General features: G+C 42.1%; 16 protein-coding genes. 10 read left to right on the forward strand and 6 right to left on the reverse strand.

All coding sequences use genetic code 11. The features are described 5' to 3' along the window. The coding region (locus ACWQ4X_RS16270) for a hypothetical protein (protein ID WP_457904337.1) at window positions 1–674 on the reverse strand (674 nt) is incomplete at its 3' end. 78 nt (window positions 675–752) lie between these two features. On the opposite strand from ACWQ4X_RS16270, the gene ACWQ4X_RS16275 reads away from it, so the two are divergent. The 3 genes from ACWQ4X_RS16275 to ACWQ4X_RS16285 are packed head-to-tail and all read left to right on the forward strand — an operon-like array spanning window position 753 to window position 3,543. Beyond that, window positions 753–1,154, forward strand: coding sequence for a hypothetical protein (locus ACWQ4X_RS16275; RefSeq protein ID WP_457904338.1), 402 nt, complete (start codon window positions 753–755; stop codon window positions 1,152–1,154). Then, the gene (locus ACWQ4X_RS16280; protein WP_457904339.1) at window positions 1,154–2,842 is read left to right on the forward strand and encodes a polymorphic toxin type 15 domain-containing protein; all 1,689 of its coding nucleotides are present in this window, start codon (window positions 1,154–1,156) and stop codon (window positions 2,840–2,842) included. Before ACWQ4X_RS16275 ends, ACWQ4X_RS16280 begins: the two co-directional genes overlap by 1 nt. Then, on the forward strand, window positions 2,842–3,543 hold the full coding sequence (locus ACWQ4X_RS16285; RefSeq protein WP_457904340.1) for a GAD-like domain-containing protein: 702 nt from the start codon (window positions 2,842–2,844) through the stop codon (window positions 3,541–3,543). Before ACWQ4X_RS16280 ends, ACWQ4X_RS16285 begins: the two co-directional genes overlap by 1 nt. A gap of 163 nt (window positions 3,544–3,706) precedes the next feature. On the opposite strand, the gene ACWQ4X_RS16290 is transcribed toward ACWQ4X_RS16285, so the two are convergent. Beyond that, window positions 3,707–4,516, reverse strand: coding sequence for a cytochrome C assembly family protein (locus ACWQ4X_RS16290; protein ID WP_457904341.1), 810 nt, complete (start codon window positions 4,514–4,516; stop codon window positions 3,707–3,709). 138 nt (window positions 4,517–4,654) lie between these two features. Here ACWQ4X_RS16290 and ffh point away from each other — a divergent pair, with 138 nt between their 5' ends. Further along, window positions 4,655–6,064 (forward strand): signal recognition particle protein, encoded by a 1,410-nt coding sequence (ffh, locus tag ACWQ4X_RS16295; protein WP_161932692.1) that lies wholly within the window; start codon window positions 4,655–4,657, stop codon window positions 6,062–6,064. A 64-nt stretch (window positions 6,065–6,128) separates the two neighbouring features. Here the strand turns inward: ffh and ACWQ4X_RS16300 are convergent, their stop codons facing one another. Then, complete coding sequence (locus tag ACWQ4X_RS16300; RefSeq protein WP_457904342.1) at window positions 6,129–6,875, reverse strand: pantothenate kinase; 747 nt, start codon at window positions 6,873–6,875, stop codon at window positions 6,129–6,131. A gap of 9 nt (window positions 6,876–6,884) precedes the next feature. Then, entirely contained in the window at window positions 6,885–7,643 is a 759-nt protein-coding gene (locus ACWQ4X_RS16305; protein ID WP_457904359.1) for a biotin--[acetyl-CoA-carboxylase] ligase, read from the reverse strand. 28 nt (window positions 7,644–7,671) lie between these two features. Here ACWQ4X_RS16305 and ACWQ4X_RS16310 point away from each other — a divergent pair, with 28 nt between their 5' ends. The 5 genes from ACWQ4X_RS16310 to ligA all read left to right on the forward strand — a co-directional run bounded on the left by ACWQ4X_RS16310 (window position 7,672) and on the right by ligA (window position 15,886). Next, window positions 7,672–8,481 carry a sulfite exporter TauE/SafE family protein gene (locus ACWQ4X_RS16310; protein ID WP_457904343.1) on the forward strand — a complete coding sequence of 270 codons (810 nt, stop codon included), beginning with the start codon at window positions 7,672–7,674 and terminating at the stop codon, window positions 8,479–8,481. 155 nt (window positions 8,482–8,636) lie between these two features. Further along, window positions 8,637–9,332, forward strand: a complete 696-nt coding sequence (locus ACWQ4X_RS16315) for a GntR family transcriptional regulator (protein WP_100242215.1) — start codon at window positions 8,637–8,639, stop codon at window positions 9,330–9,332. A 10-nt stretch (window positions 9,333–9,342) separates the two neighbouring features. Beyond that, window positions 9,343–12,795, forward strand: coding sequence for a chromosome segregation protein SMC (smc, locus tag ACWQ4X_RS16320; RefSeq protein ID WP_457904344.1), 3,453 nt, complete (start codon window positions 9,343–9,345; stop codon window positions 12,793–12,795). A 1-nt stretch (window position 12,796) separates the two neighbouring features. Beyond that, the gene (locus tag ACWQ4X_RS16325; RefSeq protein WP_457904345.1) at window positions 12,797–13,756 is read left to right on the forward strand and encodes a cell division protein ZipA C-terminal FtsZ-binding domain-containing protein; all 960 of its coding nucleotides are present in this window, start codon (window positions 12,797–12,799) and stop codon (window positions 13,754–13,756) included. A 90-nt stretch (window positions 13,757–13,846) separates the two neighbouring features. After that, a complete protein-coding gene (gene ligA / locus ACWQ4X_RS16330) occupies window positions 13,847–15,886 on the forward strand; it encodes an NAD-dependent DNA ligase LigA (protein WP_457904346.1) in 2,040 nt (679 codons plus the stop codon). A gap of 272 nt (window positions 15,887–16,158) precedes the next feature. On the opposite strand, the gene ACWQ4X_RS16335 is transcribed toward ligA, so the two are convergent. Beyond that, window positions 16,159–17,226: an SDR family oxidoreductase gene (locus ACWQ4X_RS16335; RefSeq protein ID WP_457904347.1), complete on the reverse strand. Its 1,068-nt coding sequence runs from the start codon at window positions 17,224–17,226 to the stop codon at window positions 16,159–16,161. Window positions 17,227–17,798: 572 nt separating this feature from the next. Between ACWQ4X_RS16335 and ftn the strand changes: the two genes are divergently transcribed. Continuing rightward, entirely contained in the window at window positions 17,799–18,263 is a 465-nt protein-coding gene (gene ftn / locus ACWQ4X_RS16340; protein WP_100242220.1) for a heteropolymeric bacterioferritin subunit Ftn, read from the forward strand. 66 nt (window positions 18,264–18,329) lie between these two features. On the opposite strand, the gene ACWQ4X_RS16345 is transcribed toward ftn, so the two are convergent. Continuing rightward, window positions 18,330–18,902 (reverse strand): peroxiredoxin, encoded by a 573-nt coding sequence (locus ACWQ4X_RS16345; RefSeq protein ID WP_457904348.1) that lies wholly within the window; start codon window positions 18,900–18,902, stop codon window positions 18,330–18,332. Between the last annotated feature and the right edge of the window lie 87 nt (window positions 18,903–18,989).

The following is an 18,989-nucleotide window of genomic DNA, read 5'->3' on the forward strand; positions in this document are numbered from 1 at the left end:
GCTGAGTTTGGTCTATTTGAAATATGCCCGTACAAACTTTGTTTACTGGTTTGACAAAAAAGATCAAAGCTTGGGCTCATCATTAAATCTTTCTGGCTGTGTTTTTTAAAAATGGGGGCAATCTGTGAGGCATAGTAATTTACCCAATCTAGAGGATTGCTAAAATCGGCATAATTCTTCAGGTTGTTATATAAGGACTGAATATCTGAAAGTATGGGTTCTATACTTAGATCAACCAGCCAAACATTAATGTCCTTAACTTCAAATGGGACTAAATAATAGGGCTGTGATAAACCAAATTGTTCGACTTTATATAGTTGTACTCCTTGTTCTATATAGCTTGAACAAAGTAGTTTTGTTTGCTCGATTTGAGAGAAAGGTGTACTGACTTCTCTCTCTCGAAACTGCCTAGAAACTCTCAAACACTCAGGTAAATAATTTAGCTGGGAATATGCAACTTTTTCAAATATTTCAATGGTTCTACTAATTAACTGATAATCTCCTGTGCCTGTGATTATGCCATTTTTCCAGATATGTAACTTTGAAATTGGATCGGAGCAAAGGGATATAGATTGATCTTCTTGTTGAATTGCTTTTTTTGTATCTGCTGCAACAATAATGCTATCATGCAGCTGAATTGCAATAATGAAAGTCATAATTTTAGTATAATACATTAATTATTAAATGCTTATTTTAAACTAAATCTACTTTCTAATCTTAAAAAATACGCTTAAAAATATAGGTATCTATCAATGGCTGGTGGTTCTCAGATCATTATTAATCAAGATGGTATTAAAATTATTACTCCTGCAAAATTTGAAGCAAAGGCTGGGCAGCATTTATTTAATAGTGGTGCTAGTGTCCAGCCTAATTTGCCATCATTACCCGTTTTTGAATCTAAACCTCAAGATTTATTTTTAGAATATTTCCATGCTGATGGTACACCTGCAAAAGGTTCAAAATATACAGTGGCACTTTCTGATGGCTCTAAAAAAACGGGATTTTTAGATGAAAAAGGGCAAGCTTTTATAAATGATGTCCCTGCTGGAAAAGCTCAGGTTTTTTACGAAACAGTATTTAATCAAAATGATCAGTCCGGTGCAGTTGATGATGGTTGGTTTTCTAATTTTATTCGAACCAAAGGTGTTAAATAATGGTTCAACAAAATGGAATCCCTGAAACAGGCAATGAGCAATTTTGGCAAGGATTAAGTGATAAATCAGGATATATACAACAAGAGTTTATTCAGGCTTCTGATTTTTTAAGTCTTGCACTCGGTGAGTCTGAATATGGTGTAGCGCAACATGAGCCTTTAGAAAAGAAAGATCAAACCCAGTATGCCTATGTATCCAGTAATTTTTCGATAGAAGCATTACCTGAATCCGCAGGATTTTGGGAACAGCTTCAACATGCAATACAACTCGCATTTGCTGTGAAAGTGCAAGCAGATATTAGTCTTGCAAACAATATCAATCAATTCCTTGATGAAAACATGGAAGATATTGAATATATTTTTGGATATGTGAGTGGCGACTTTAATAAAAATCCAACTGTTGCTCAGGTCATTGTCGGTGGCTTAATTAGTATGATTCCCGTTGCGGATCAAGTGTGTGATATTCGAGATCTGTTAGCCAGCGTTATTATTTTATCGGATGAAAAACAAAGGACAGCAGAGAATTGGACTGGATTGGCATTAGTTGGAATTGGTGTCATTCCATTTTTTGGTTCTGTGTTCAAAACTATTGCAAAGTTAATTATCAGCAAAGTTATTAAAACAAAAGATGAGTTATTCAAAGCAATTGAGCAGTTGGAGTCTTATTCTAGAAAACTTGGTTATAAGCCGTTCTGGGGGGATAACCCTGAACGATGGTTGAAAACCAAACCTTGGGCTGAAATAGCTACAAACGCGAAACAAGTACTCAATCAATATCTTGGTAAATTACAGTCACTTTTAGAAATGTATGGCAGTCGTAATACTGCTAAAATGACTGGATTTGATGGCTTAGCAGATAAATACGCAGCCTCGCTTAAAAGTATTATGGCTCAGGTTGGACAGTATATTGATGACTTATGTCGTCAAGTTGAGAATGCTTGCCATGAGATCATGGGACAACCGAAACTCAGTGTTGCAGGTGGTCATGGCACTGTGATGGATATTCATATTGGTGGGAATCCAAATGAGCCGACAAAAGTAAGTCATACACAGCCATCGAATAAGATTGCTTTTGCTAAAATGAAGGAACATAAGGTCGGTTGTTTTGATCCTGTAAATACTCCTAAAGCCCGAGCCAATGCCCGTAAAAATATTGATTTAGGACATCCGCCAAAAGCCAAAAGTGAAAAATGGTCAGAAGATCAATATCTGAAATGGGAAACTGATCGTCAGTTAGAAATGCAGCAGAATGCATTAAACGCTATGACTGCAAAGGATTATGAGAAAGGTCGGGAGCTGTTTAAGCAGAATGGTCGGGGAAGCGGGCTGGATCAGGTTCAGGCTAGGCAAAATTATGAGAAAGATTTGGCTGATTCAAAATTTGAAGAAAACTTAGAAACAATGGACCCTATAAGTGCACGTAAAAAAGCTGATCAAGATTCAAAAGATATTATGTCAACCATGGCTGCACTCCATAATCCTGATCAGATCTCAGCAGGAATTATGAGTGATGCGCCTATGGATATGGGCTTGAAGAATGTCAATTCATCAATTGGGAGTGGTTGGGGTAATAAAGCGGCAGGAGAGTCAATAAGTCGAGTCGATTCAATTGATGATGCGGTTAAAGGGGTTGATCCGAGTGTTAAAGATACGACTAAACTCAATGTGAAATTAGCGAGATGTAAGTAATGGAATTAGATTCAAAAAAATTAGTTGATGAATTTCTTGTATTTTTTAAGAGTCATTTTTCAAGTATTAAAATCGATACAAAACCAACGCCTGAATTTATAGCCCAGCATGAGCATACTTTCCCTGATTATCTATTTTATATTTGGGATAAACTCGGTTTTGCCTCATTTGAACATGGTGGATTCTGGCTTGTTAATCCTACTGAATATGAGGATATTCTAGAACTTTGCCTAAAAGATACGAACTTACCTGAACACGATGAATTCTATGTCATTGGTCGAAGTGCTTTCGGTGAATTATATACTGTAGGAAAAAATTCCAGATCAAAACTGACTATAGACATTGTTAATTTAAGAATTTATCCAACTCTTCGAGACAATGAAAACAATACTGAGTTGGCTTTATTGAGATCCCTTCTATCTTCTATAACAATGAAAGGGACAAAAAAAGCGATTGATATCTTTGATAAAAATGAGAATTTACTTTTTGATCGCTGTTTAACAAATCTTGGTGAGCTTAAAGAGAATGAAATCTATGCCTTTGAGCCTCCTGTCGTATTAGGTGGGCCACAAGTTATTGAGAACATAAGAAAAGTTGATCTATTCCAATATATTCCTTTTGTGGCTCAACTAGATAAATTCCAAGTCATGTTGGATATTGTTAAAGAAGTTGACCGTTTAGGGATTAAACCGAGGAATTAAGTTTCACTCAAATCAATATAATATAGTCTATGCGAAATTCATTATATTATTCATTTAAAATCAATGGATTAGTGATAATAGAAAAGCCTGGCTTATAAAAATCAGGCTTTTCTATTGAGTTTTTATGTTGCTCATTTCTAAACAAAAAACTGAATAAAAGCCGTTATCTTCCCAAGATCATTTCCAAGACAAACTTAGAACCGATAAAACCAACCGCTAAAAGGAAGAAACCAATGAGGGTAAAGCGTATGGCCTTTTGTCCACGCCAGCCAAATTTGTAATGACCAATCAGCAGTGAACCATAGACAAACCATGAAATAATACTGAACGCGGTTTTATGGGCTAAGTGTTGGGCAAAGAAATCTTCAATGGTGAAGAAGCCAAACACCAAGGCTGTAGTCAGTAAAATAAAGCCTGTTTGAATTAAATCAAATAATAAGGATTCCATCGCCTGAAAGGGTGGCAGCAGATTGACCCAAATGCGCTTCTTTTGTCTGTTTTTTAGCTCACGGTTTTGGAACCATAAAATCACCGCTTGAATGGTTGCCATCAGCAAAACTGCATAAGCGGATAACGACAAAATAATATGAATATCTAAACTGACGGAGTGCTGTTCGATAAACTGATCAGGCTTACTAAAAGCAAAACCTAGAATGAGTCCCGTGGCTGCGACAGGAATCCCAATTAAATTCAATGCCAGAATGGGGCGATAGGTACTAAAAATGAGACTCAGCAGCAGCATCAAGCCTGAAGTAAAAGACATGAGTACAAAAACGTCATAATTTACCCCGAGTGGTGTAATCATATCGTGGTATAGCACCCCTGCATGCAGCAGCAGACCTAAACCTAAAATTACGCCAATAAACCAGTGGTTTGGTTCACGTTTCGACATTAAATGCAGGAATAAATACCAAAAAGAGGTGGTATAGGCAATTAAAGCCAAAATGGTATAAACCAAGGGGAGACTAATCATGTCAAACCTTTTTCAGGATGATGAATATTCATTTATATAAATTCGACTCGAACTACAGTATCCTATAGCATCTTATGCATAAATTTTCTATTTTAAGAAAGATTTTTTTGCTACTGGCTATTTTAAGCGGATTTTGCAATGTTTGATACCTTAACAGAACGACTCACGCAGAGTTTAAGAAATGTTACTGGCTCAGGGCAGCTAACCGAAGATAATATTAAAGATACGTTACGTGAAGTACGTATGGCACTTCTTGAAGCCGATGTTGCGTTACCTGTAACTCGTGAATTCATCGCGAAAGTTAAGGAAGAAGCATTAGGCCAGGAAGTGATGACACAGTTATCCCCTGGGCAAGCCTTCGTTAAAATTGTTTATAACGAATTAACCAAAATGATGGGCGAGGCGAATGAAAGCCTTGACCTCGCAGCGAAACCTCCAGTGGTTGTACTTCTTGCAGGTTTGCAAGGTGCGGGTAAAACCACGACTGCGGCAAAATTAGCGCGTTTCTTGCAAGAACGCCAAAAGAAAAAAGTGGCAATGGTTTCTGCCGACGTTTACCGTCCTGCTGCGATTAAACAGCTGCAAACGGTTGCGGGTGAAGTTGGCGCGATTTTCTTTGAATCAAGCGCTGATGAAAAGCCAATTGATATTGCTAACCGTGCCATCGAACAAGCCAAAATCCAGTTTGCGGATGTCTTGATTGTCGATACTGCGGGTCGTTTACATGTCGATGATGATATGATGGACGAAATTAAAGAGCTACATGCTGCGATTAAGCCGACTGAAACCTTATTCGTGGTAGATGCCATGACAGGTCAGGATGCGGCGAATACAGCGAAAGCATTTAATGATGCCTTAGCTTTAACTGGTGTAATCCTGACCAAGACTGATGGTGATGCACGTGGTGGTGCAGCTCTTTCGGTTCGTGCCATTACAGGTAAACCAATTAAATTCTTGGGTATGGGCGAAAAGCTGGATGCCTTAGAGCCATTCCATCCTGAGCGTGTTGCACAACGTATCTTGGGTATGGGTGACGTACTTTCTTTGGTCGAAGAAGTTGAACGCAAAATCGACAAAGAAAAAGCCGAAAAAATGGCGAAAAAATTGCAAAAAGGCGGTAGCTTCAACTTTGAAGACATGCTGATGCAATTTGAGCAAATGAATAAAATGGGCGGCATGATGGGCTTCTTGGACAAGTTGCCTGGCATGAGCAATTCAGGTATTCAAGATGCGATTGCACAAGCGAATCCTGAAAAGCAGGTCAAAAAAATGGAAGCGATTATTCAATCGATGACCATTAAAGAGCGCCGTAACCCAGACTTGATGAACCCGAGTCGTAAAAAACGTATCGCAGCTGGTTGTGGTATGGATGTGGTGGAAGTGAACAAGCTCATCAAACAACACGCGCAAATGGCGAAAATGATGAAGAAATTTGCCAATCCGTCGGGCATGGCAAAAATGATGCGTTCATTGGGTGGCTTGCAAAAGCAATTCGGTGGCGGTGGTGGTATGGGGCCACTATTTGGAAACAATGACCAGAAAAAATAATGGTTTGATTCCATGTTAAAAAAGGTGCTTGATGCACCTTTTTTAACATTTAAGCATGACTATTTCAGCTTTTCACTGCTTCAGCTTGATGCTGAATGTAATGCTGTAACCCTTTTAACAATAAATCCTCTTCTACAATCGGTTGGTACTGCTGTAAATGTTGGGCAAACAACTCTGCATCACCACCCGTCAACACCAACTGTCGTGGTGAATGCTGCATCACTCGTTCAATAGTACTCAGCAATCCCAGTAAAATACCATGATGCACAGCATCAATGGTATTGCGACCCGGACTTAGTTCTTCAAAGGCTGCATCGGGGATTTTAATGCCTTTGGTATTTTGAATTAGAGAATCACGTTGCAAATACAGATTCGGCAGAATGTAGCCGCCTAGGTGTTGTAATCCATCCGCTAAATCAATGGTCAGGGCAGTACCACAACTAATCACGCAATAGTTTTGATTCGCATTATTCGCAACCGCTAAAACTTGCAGCCAACGGTCAATCCCTAACTGTTTCGGATCATCATAGCCACATTTTAAGCCTGCATATTCGGTATGTACCTTGGCAAAAATGACAGGTACAGCCAAGCGTTGCAGAATGGACTGAATACGTTGATTATTCTCTTGATCGAGTACTGATGAGACCCCAACTTGCTGAATGTTCAAACCTTGAAAGTGCTGGATTAAACCGAGCAGTAAGTCGGCAGGAGATTGCAAATGCAGTTCGGCTGCATGTTCCACAATTTGCTCGTGTTCAGTGATCCAATATTTGAGTCGGGTATTACCAATATCCAGCCATAAACTTTTCATCACATCATCCTATTCGGTTGCTGTACTGAGTCGTAAACGACCTTGGTAAAAACTTTGAATGCCTGATTCAGTTTCAAGCAATACCGCACCATCATCCTGAATACCGACAAAGATGCCAGAGCAACTGCCTGTACTGTGTTCAAACTCTACCGCTTGTTGCTGGAAAGCGGCATAACGATTAAAGCGCGCGGCGAGGTTATAGCTCTGGTGATCAAACCATTCGCCCGCACGATGAATGGCCAGATAAAGTTCGGCAATCAGATCAATACGAGAAGTGGCTTGTAGTCCAAGTTCGGTCAGTGAGGTGATTTGCTGATCAATGCTGTCATCTGACACAGGGGCAAGATTGAGTCCAACCCCAACAATCACTTGGTTCGGGCTCATCGGTTCAATCAGAATACCGCCCCATTTACCTTGTACACTGTACAGGTCATTCGGCCATTTAATTTGCAAGTTCAGGGCTTCAAGGCTGGGCATATGCAGAATATTCAAAGCAACTTCTAAAGCTAAACGCCCATCTATCGCTGTTCGAGTATTTAGCAATGTGCTTAAATACACGTTCCCTTCAGGTGACACCCATTGTCGTTGTCGCTGACCTCTCCCTTGCGTCTGTTGTGCGCTACAGACCAAAGCACTGTGTATTCCTTTTTGTGCAATTTCACGGACATCATCATTGGTTGATGTCGTGGTCGGTTTAAGCATCAGGACTTCAGGGAGTTGTTGTGCAGCCTGAAGGCGTTGTTGTAGTTGTCGAGTTTCTACATCCATTTGAATCTGAGCATAGTGAAAAATATTTATGGAGTTAATCATATATTTACTGATTGGTGCAATCGCAGGATTTACCGCAGGATTATTTGGTGTGGGTGGCGGTTTAATTATTGTGCCTATTCTCTATATTGTATTTACCCAGCTTCAGTATGATCCCGCCGTGATTATGCACATGGCACTCGGGACGTCACTTGCCACCATAATTGTCACTTCAATGAGTTCGGTTTCGGCGCATCACAAGCAGGGTGCGGTGTTGTGGTCGGTGTTTCGCAATTTAGCCCCTGGTTTGGTATTAGGCTCGTTTTTAGGTGCGGGCATTGCAGATTTACTTCCTGGTCAGGGTTTGCAGTTGATCATTGGTTTCTTCGCCATTTGGGTCGCTTATCGCATGTTTAAAGGGGCGAAAGCGCAGGTGGATACTTCCAGACAGTTGCCTTCGACAGCCAAGCAGATGTTGGCAGGTGGCGGGATTGGGATTGCCTCTGCAATTTTTGGGATCGGTGGTGGCAGTTTAACCGTACCTTATCTAAACCGTCATGGCGTGGTGATGCAAAAAGCAGTGGCAACTTCGGCAGCGTGTGGGCTGCCCATTGCGCTTGCGGGTGCACTCGGCTTTATGTGGTTTGGTGCCAAAGCGCAGGTCAATGTACCAAATACCATTGGTTATATTCATGTTTATGCATTTTTAGGTATTAGTTTGATGAGTTTTATCACGGCTAAACTTGGTGCGAAAGTTGCACATCAATTGTCACCTGAAATGTTAAAGCGATGCTTCGCAGGTTTGCTCACCACTGTAGGGGCTTATTTTATTTACCAAGGATTTGCAAAATTTTTCTGAAGATTTATGGTGACTTTTGCTGTTTTAATTGGCTTTTTAGACATAATATTGTCTGACAATGACATGGTGCAGGACTGCTGAAATCAGTTACAACTATTGCTTCAGTCGTGTGATGTATTGTGGATTGCATCTTATAAAAACAAGATAGGAACAGTATGCAACAAGAAGAAATAGAAAGCCTGTCCGAGCAGATCGCCAAACATATTAGTGAGCAAATCATTAGTGGCGAACTGGTCGAAGGTGAGCGAATTCAGGAGTTGAGAATCGCCAAAGAGCTGGATGTCAGCCGAGGCTCGGTGCGTGAAGCATTGCTGTTATTGGAGCGCACGCATCTGATTCAGATTTTTCCGCGCCGTGGGGCAATTGTCTCGGAAATGTCGGCGCAGCAGGTGCGGGCACTGTTTGACAGTTGTGCCATGTTGTCGGGGCAAATTGTGCAGCGCATTGCGGAAACTTGGCGCCAGCATGAAGTGGAGCAGTTTCAGCGCTTGATGGAGCAAATTCAGGAAGAATGCCGTCAGGGTCATACTGAGAAATTTTATGATTTAATTTTTCAGTATCTGGCCAAGCAGCAAGATATGGTCGCGAATCCTTATTTAATGAATTTCTATCAGGAGCTGCTGCCTTCGGTGCGTCGCAGTTACTTCTTAACCCTAAATACTTCAAGAAGAGAGTTACAAGAGTCGTTTGAGTTGTTTAAACTGGTGAGTGATGCAATTTTAATCCGAAAATCACAACAAGCCACTTTATTTATGGATGATTTTTGTCGACACTTGCGTAACTTGGTGTTGGAATCTCTAACACGCATGAAACAAATCGAATTAGCATGGGCGCGTCGTTCACGACGTTAATCAGGACATTATGCGTTTAAGCAGTTTAAAACTTTCAGGCTTCAAATCTTTTGCCGATAGCACAACTTTACAGTTCAAAGCCAACCGATCTGCCGTGGTTGGACCCAATGGCTGTGGAAAATCCAATGTCATTGATGCCATTCGTTGGGTCATGGGTGAATCCAATGCGCGCCAACTGCGTGGTGGCAGCATGCAGGATGTCATTTTTACGGGGACGGCTAAGCGCAAACCTGTGGGGATGGCCAGTGTAGAACTGCGTTTTGAGAATACCTATGGCAAGTTAGGCGGAGCCTATAATGCCTACAATGAGCTGGCGGTGCGTCGTCAGGTCACCCGTGATGGTAAGTCTGAATATTTCTTAAATGGCACCAAATGTCGTCGTCGTGATATTACCGATATTTTCTTGGGCACAGGTTTAGGCCCGCGTTCCTATGCCATTATTGAACAAGGCATGATTAACCGTCTGGTGGATGCCAAGCCTGAAGAAATGCGGGTGTTTATTGAAGAAGCGGCAGGGGTATCCCGATATCAGGCACGTCGTCGTGAAACCTTGTTGCATTTGGATCACACCGCGCAAAATTTATCTCGCTTAGAAGATATTGCACAAGAATTAAAGTCACAGCTTAAAACCTTAAAGCGTCAGTCTGAAACCGCGATTCAATATAAAGAATTAGAAAAAACCATTCGGACCATTAAAGTGGAAGTGCTGTCTTTTCAATGTGAACACAGTAGTCGTTTGCAGCAGGAATATACGGTACAGATGAATGAACTGGGCGATCAGTTTAAATTGGTACGTTCTGAATTAACCACGTTGGAGCATGACTTAGGCTCAACCAGTGAATTATTTCAGCGTCTGATACAGCAATCGACGCCATTACAAAGTGAATGGCAACAAGCCGAAAAGAAACTGGCTGAGCTCAAAATTACTTTAGAGCAAAAGCAGTCGCTTTTTCAGCAAAATACTTCGACGCTGGCCCAATTAGAACAGCAAAAAGCACAAAGCAAAGAGCGTTTGCAGTTGATTGAGTTGCAGCTTGAGACCTTATTGCAACAGCAAGAACAGCAAACGGAACAGTTGCAGCAACAAGAACAGATAAGCCAGCAACAGGCGCAAAGCTATCAAGATTTAAAGGCGCAACAGCAGCAAGTTCAGCAGCAGTTTGAACAGGTCAAGGCACAGGTCGAAAAGCAGCAACAGCAAAAAATGCAAATGCTGGCGCAGTCTGAGCAACTGAGCAAAAATATGGTGCGGATTGAACAGCAGAAGCAGACGTTACAGCTGCAAGCCGCGCAGATTCAAAACCAAGCTCAAAGCGAAGATGTCACGCAGTTGGAGCAGGATAAACATTTGCTGCAAACTCAAATGGAGCAGTCCGAGCAAGCGATTCAGCAGCAGCGTCAGCAGTTGGAGCAATTGCAGGAGCAATCGGCTCAGCAAAAAACACAAGTCTTGCAATTAAAATCTGAGATACAGGTTTTACAATCTGAACATAAAAACCTGACCCAACTGTTGGTCAAGCAAAGCCCAGCATCGCACAATGCCAATGTACAATTGATGCAGACTTTGAAATTGACTGAGCAAGGCAAACCTCATGCACAATTGATTGAGAAGTTCCTTGCCAAATGGCTTTCAGCAGAAGTGCTGGATGAGGATGCTGAATTCCAAGACAGTATTGCACGTCAGCTTAAAATGAGTGTAGGCAGCAGCAAGCTGGCATTGGCACACTTGCCGTGTCTGGCAGACTGGATTGCCTCTGCACAGCATTCCCTCTGGAATCAGGTTGCGATTGCAACGACATTGAGCGAAGCATTGGCTTACCAAGCTCAGCTCAAACAAGGTCAGTCGATTTTAAGTTTGGATGGGTATCATGTCGCGGCAGACTGGGTCATTGGCTTGCTCTATGATGAAAGCAGCCAAGCGGGTCAAGGTGCGCTGAGTCATCGCATTCGTCTAGAAAGTATTGAGATTGAGCTGAGTAATCTACAGACTCAATATGAACAAGCTGAACAGCAATTACCGAGTGTGCAGCAACAGATTGAGCAGCATCAGACTGAGTTGAAACAACAGCAGGCTTTGCTCAAACAGCAGCAACAAAGCTTACAACAATTGGATGTCAGTATTGCCAAGCTGCAAAGTAGTGCGCAGGCTTTTGCCATTCAGCAGCAGCAATTACGTGATCAATTGCAACAGTTGGATGAGCAGCTTGAAGAAGATGCCATGCAAAAAGACGATCTGGAAATTGATCTGCATGCACTGACTTTGAAGCTGGAACAGGTGTTACCACACTACAAAACCACGCAATTTCAACTGGAAGAATTGACTGAGCAATTAGAGTTTGCCCAGCAGCAAAGCATGCAGTCGCAGCAAGAACTGGAACTGTTACGCCGTCAAAGCACACAAACACAGCAACAGACTGCCTTGCTGGAAAAGGATGGATCTTTCCTGAAAGCCCAAAATCAGCAAATTAATCAGCAAATTGAACAGGCGAAAAAGTTTGTCGATCCAGTGCAGCTAGAATTACCAACTCTGGAATCTCAATTTGCTGAGCAATTTCAGCAAACTGAAAAATTGCAGAAAACATGGAATGCGTGGCAGCTTGAACTCAACAGTGTGCAAGAAAAGCAGCAGCAAGTGACTGAACAACGCCATCAACAGCAACAGCAAGATGAGCGTTTACGCACGCAACTGGAAGAAAAGCGCTTGGCATGGCAGGCTGCCAAATCGGATTTCCAGCACTATTCCGAACAGCTCAAAGCCATGGATAGTGACTTAATTACTGGTCTTGCAATTGATTTACCTGCGCATCAGGCAAAGTTGGAAAAAGCCCAGCAGCAATTTGCCAAATTAGGCGCCGTCAACTTGGCGGCTTCAGAAGAATATGAAGAAGTTTCCAAGCGCTTTGAAGAACTCAGTCACCAGATTGAAGACCTCGAAAAGACTGTGGCGCAACTGCAAGCCGCAATGAAGAGCATTGACCAAGAAACGCGCAAGTTGTTTATGACGACCTTCGATCAGGTGAATGCCGAGTTGCAGGAGTTGTTCCCGAAAGTCTTTGAAGGTGGTGAAGCCAGCTTAAGTTTGGAAGATGACTGGCAGTCTGGAGTCAAACTCATGGCTCGCCCACCCGGTAAACGCAACAGTTCATTGGCATTACTCTCGGGTGGTGAAAAAGCCCTGACTGCATTGGCACTGGTTTTTGCTATTTTCCGTTTAAATCCCGCGCCATTTTGTGTACTGGATGAAGTGGATGCGCCTTTAGATGATGCCAATGTGGGTCGATTCTGTAATTTGGTAAAAGAGCTTTCTGAACAAGTGCAATTCATTTACATTACACATAATAAGTTAGCAATGACGATGGCCACCGATTTATTGGGGGTTACAATGCCAGAACCAGGTACATCAAAACTCGTTAGTGTAGATTTGGAACAGGCAAAAGAATACGGTTTAGTCGCGGAGTCATAATATGGAAGTCACAACAATAGTCGGTATTGTTATTGCCGTTATCATAATTTTAGTGGGTTTACGCATGCTGTTGAAAAAGTCAGCAGATGCCAGCCCGTCATTGGAAAGTGAATTGCAGGTGAATTCGGACAGTCAGCTGCCGATTATCCCGCGTCACGTTCGTGACCAGTTACAAACTCCAACGGCTGAAGAAACGACTGCGCGTGTTGAGCCGACTTTAAATGAAGCCGAAACGATTACGGATACAGCCGATAAAAAAGAGCCTAAGCTTGCCGCTGAAAAAGAACAAGCTGCTGAAACTGCAGTCAATCAGGATGAGAAAGCATCGACAGAAGCGGCACAACCAGAAGCTGGCGTTGAAGCAACTGCGACCGCCAAAGTCGACGAAACTACAGCTGAAGCAAATGCAGAAGAGGCTTTACATTTACACTCGCATGTCGAAAAAGCTGAAATTATTGAGTTTAATGAAGAAAGCAGCATTTTAGATGAGCACTTGCACGAACAACAACGTGTCGATGAAGAAAGTGTTTTGCAAACTGCAGAAGAATTTATTGTTTTCAATATTTACCCTGAACGTCGTATTTTGACGGGTGATAAAACCTTAAAAGTATTGCTTAAATATGGTCTACGTTATGGCGAGATGGCCTGTTTCCACCGTTATGATGAAGAACATGAGCGACTTTCATTCTCGGTTTTACAGATTACCGATGAAGGACCTGCAGGTTTTGACTTGGAAACGCTGGCCAATGACCATGTCAAAGGTTTGGCATTCTTCTTGGCATTGCCGCATCATGATGTGCAAAATGCCTTTGATACTATGGTGAGTATTTCCAACCTGATTGCGCGTGAAATTGATGGCACGATTTACGACCAGAACCAACAGGAAATGACCGCTCAATCGCGTGAATTCTGGCGTCATCAAGCAATTGACTATCGTTCAGGTCAACAGGCAACGGTATAATATCAAATTGAAAATGAGCGTCTGACTTTTAAAATAGGCAGACAAGATTGTTGAAGGGCGGAGCACACCGCCCTTTTTTATGGTGAAACTATGACTCAGCAAAACACTGTTGTCGCACAAATGCGTCAACTGATTCAGATTCTGGCACAGCATAATCATGCCTACTATGTCATGGATCAGCCCACCATTGCCGACAGTGAATATGACCAGTTATTTCACCAATTGAAGGCACTCGAACAACAATATCCAGAATGGACCCAACCGGATACCCCGACCCATAAAGTGGGCGGCAAGCCTTTAGCTAAATTTGAATCGGTTACACATGCTGTACCAATGCTGTCTTTAGGCAATGTGTTTAATCAGGAAGAGTTATTTGCTTTTGCACGACGCATTGAAGAGCGCTTACCGAATCAAAAGATTGAATATGATGTCGAATTGAAGTTCGATGGTTTGGCAATTTCGCTGTGGTATGAACATGGAGTGCTGGTGCGCGGTGTAACCCGTGGCGATGGTGAAACGGGTGAAGACATTACCCAAAACGTGAAAACCATTCGGAATTTGCCCAAAGTACTCAGTCATGCTTCAGGTGTAGTGCCTGAGCTGTTAGAAGTACGCGGTGAAGTGTTGATGCCTAAATTGGGCTTCGAGAAACTGAATGCTGAAAATGAAGCCAAAGGCGAAAAGACCTTTGCTAACCCACGAAATGCCGCTGCGGGTAGTTTAAGACAGCTTGATCCTGCAATTGCAGCGTCACGTCCTTTGGCGTTTTATGCGTATGGCATTGCGCAGTGTCAACCGAGTCATGGCTTGGCGACCATGTCTGCAAGTCTGGACTGGTTAACAGAATTTGGCTTTGCCGTGGGTGAGCGTCATTTTATTTGCGACAGCATTCAAGCCGTGCAGCAAGCCTATGAAAAAATTAATCAGGAACGTCCAGATTTAAGCGTTGAAATTGACGGGATGGTGGTCAAGGTCAATGATTTAAAACAGCAACAGCAATTGGGCTTTTTAAGTCGTGAACCACGCTGGGCAACCGCCTACAAATTCCCTGCGGTTGCGGCGTTAACCACGGTAGAAAATATTGACTGGCAGGTCGGGCGTACAGGAACCTTAACCCCTGTGGCGCGGTTAAATCCTGTGGCCGTGGGTGGGGTCACGGTTTCTAATGTGACTTTGCATAATATTGGTGAAATTCACCGTTTAGATGTACGCATTGGTGATACGGTTAGCGTCTATCGCAGTGGTGATGTGATTCCAAAAGTTGAAAAAGTCTGGCCTGAATTCCGTCCAGATAATACTCAGGATGTGCATTTGCCAGAACAATGTCCTGTGTGTGCTTCGCCTGTGGTGATGCCTGAAGGTGAAGCTTTAGCACGTTGTTCAGGTGGTTTGTATTGTGCGGCACAGCGTATTGAAGCGATTCGTCACTTTGTTTCGCGTAAAGCCATGGACATTGAAGGTCTGGGCGAGCGTTGGGTTGAATCTCTGTTGTATCTGGATTTACTGCAAGATGTAGCGGATATTTATCATCTGCATGAGCACCGTGAAAAATTACTCACCATTGAAAAAATGGGAGAGAAATCGGTTCAGAATCTGTTTGATGCGATTGAAAACAGCAAAAAAACTACGCTGGCTGCTTTCATTTATGCGCTGGGGATTCGTGGTGTCGGGGAAACTACGGCACGTATGTTAGCCAATACCTTCCAGACCTTTGAGGCACTACAGCAGGCAGACATCGAAGCATTGATGAAAACGCCAGATGTGGGCAATATCACTGCGGAATGGATCTATGACTTTTTCCAAGCTCCACATAACTTGGAAGTGTTAGAGCGTCTATTCGCTGCTGGCATTCACTGGGACGCGCCTGTGGCACCAAGTCGCCAGCCTTTAAATGGTGAGAGTTGGGTGGTGACAGGTACACTGAGTAGCATGGGGCGTGATGAAGCAACACAGCTTCTGCAAGCACTGGGTGCACGTGTCAGTGGTAGTGTCTCGAGTAAAACCAAGTGTGTCGTTGCGGGTGAAAAAGCAGGTTCTAAGCTGGATAAAGCTGAAAAGCTCGGTATTGCTGTGATCAACGAAGCTGAATTTATTCAATTGATGCAAGAGTATGGTCAGTTAGAGGCTTAGATTTTTGACTCAAGTTAAATCAGAAATATCCTACTTGGGTACGTCATCTGCAACCTGCATGGTGTAAATAAGATAATGTTTCTGCGACATGTTTCTGATACATCAAAAAGAGGTCAGGTTTTGCAGATGACAATGGTTTTGCCTACTTTTGCCGAAACAAAAGTAGGCCAGCTGCAGGCTAATGATGAAATGGTTTGAGAATTTGATAAGACTCCGCTTAGATCATTTTTTCAATAACTAGAGATATTTAAGCCAAACTTTGGTTGTTTATTTCAAGGAATATATTGCTTGATCACACCGTCGTTGAGCAATTGTTGAAAATGTTCAATCAAGCTTTCTTTGACATCGCGATACTGTAAACCTAATTCTTTTTGGCTCTTGCTCGCATCAAAATAAATCGGGTAACCCATATTCAGTTCAACAAATTCACGGCTAAAACCAATCAATGGGCCAATCACTTTAAAGGCCGCTTTAGGCAATTCATTGCGTGGAAATGGAAACTTCCAACCAAAATGTGCTTTAAGTAATTGACCAATTTCAAGCAAACTTAAAGTATCGCCACTGACGATGTAACGACCAGCTGCTTTGGGGTTAAATGCAGCCTGTAGGTGTGCTTCGGCGACATCTTGAACATCGACCACACCATTCCACATGGGCGGAACCCCCGCGAGTGTTAAACCATTGGTAAATTGTTGTAAGACCTCAATTGAACCAGATTGCGTATTTGGTGTTAATGAACGACCAAAGACCAACGCTGGGTTAATGCAAACCAATTGCCAACGGTCTTGTGCCTCTGCCATTTCCCAAGCTTTACGCTCCGCCATTACTTTAGAATAGGGATACGGCTGATGGGTCTCTGAGCTGCTGGTATTCCAGTGACTTTCATCAAAAGTATTATGATCAGTTTTTAAAATATCCACGGCATCGCCATAGGTCGATGCAATGCTCGAAGTGACAATCACGCGTTTGACGGATTCTGTTTCATTTACGGTGTTTAAAACATTTTCTGTACCTAAAACAGCAGGTTCAATGATGTCCTTCACCGCATCTTTATAGTTGGTAACAACGAAAGGTGATGCCATATGAAACACAATTTCACAGCCCTGCATGGCTTCTCTAAAGGAATTGGGTTCGAGCAAGTTCGCTTTAAAGAGCTTGAGTGTTCCCGTGCTGCTTTCTGCAATTTTAGATAAATGTGCGAAGCTTTGCGTTTTGTTCAGGTCACGTACGGTGGCATGTACGGTATAGCCTTGGATTAATAATTTTTGAATTACCCAACTGGCAATGTAACCCGAGGCACCTGTGACCAGTACAGGTGCTTGTGTTGCTAAGTTTGTCATAGATCAACCGTTGTTGTTTTAGGTATGGGCATAGTGTAAGCGCGAATGTGATCAAAGTCTTTGCTTAGGAGAAGCAGATATCTAACTTATGCGTCATTGCAACGCAGAAGTTGATGTATCTTATAAAGCCAAATGGGTCGAGCTAAATACGACGTTCTTAGCCCATATAGATAACGTTAGCAATCAAAAATATTGGGAGATCTGTTTAACTCTGACTATGCAACAGTGGGGGAGTAGCTCTAAATTGAGATTAAATTTATATTTTTTAATAATAAAAATAATGGTTTGATGGTTGTTAACTTCGTGATGTTTTAAAGACATGGTGTAATAAGAACCATTTTAAATAGTTACAAATTTTAAAATAAGCAAAATTTTGTATGAAATAGCCTTTGTCCTAATCTGCAAAATACTGCAAAGGCTTATTTTATATGTGGAAAATGGGCGAATTTAAACTGCAAATGCGTATGTTTCTCATTTTAATTTTATAAAAATCATAAACTTACAAAATTTAACTTTTGCAATCTTGGCTAAATGTCGCCATAATATTTCAAAAAGGTATGGGGTATAATGAGATGCGTGGCAATCCAGAAGTAGTAGACTATTTAAATATGTTGATCGGTGGGGAACTTGCAGCTCGCGATCAATATCTCATTCATTCACGTATGTATGAAGATTGGGGGTTAAGTAAAATCTTCGAGCGTATTGATCATGAAATGCAAGAAGAAGCTGCGCATGCCGATGCTCTGATTCGTCGTGTACTGTTCCTTGAGGGTACGCCCAACATGAACCGTGATGATATTCATGTCGGTCAAGACGTGGTGACCTGTTTAAAAGCAGACTTGGCGCTGGAATACCATGTGCGTGAAAAGTTGGCACAAGGTGTGAAACTGGCAGAAGAAAAGGGTGACTATGTGACGCGCGATATGTTGCGTCAGCAAATGTCCGACACCGAAGAAGACCATACCTACTGGTTAGAAAAGCAAATGCGTTTAATTGAATTGATTGGCTTACAAAATTATATTCAGTCGCAAATGTAAGCACAGAATGCAATGAAAAAAGGTTTTCAGACTTCAGTTTGAAAACCTTTTTCATGCTGCATGTTTTTACTTTTTAGAGAATTTTTGAATATCTGCTAGAACCTGTTTGGCATGGGTTTTGGTATTTACACTGCTGTAGTGATAAACAATGGTGCCTTGCGGATCGACTAAGAAGGTTTCGCGTTTGGCAATTTGTGCAATGCCAAAATTCCGTACAATCCCGAACTGACTTGCAAGCTGTTGTTTCTGGTCTGCCAAAATCGGAAAAGGCAGTCCCAATTTGTTAGAAAATTTTTGATGCGATTTCACATCATCCAGACTAACCCCCAGCACTACAGCATTGGACTTTAAGAACTGCGGATACAAGGCTTTGAACTGATTGGCCTCTTGAGTACAACCCGGAGAATCATCTTTTGGGTAAAAATACAAAACCATCCACTGACCGCGATACTGTTTGGATTCGTGCCATTTGCCATTTTGATCTTGTAACTTAAAGCTAGGCGCAGGTTGCCCCACCCATTGTTTCTGGCTAGATGCTGATGAGGAAAGTACCGAAGTTTCGGCATGGCTGAGACTATAAGTGCCGAAGGTACAGGTTATGCCAAGCAAACTGACACGGAGCAAGGTATGCAAAGTCATTTTCTTCTGATTTTTCGATACGATGGAAACATGATCTTAGCAAACTATCGTCATGCTCTGTGAATGAAAATTTGATGCTGCGATGAG

The organism is Acinetobacter sp. NigerLNRRAM0016, from assembly GCF_054112845.1.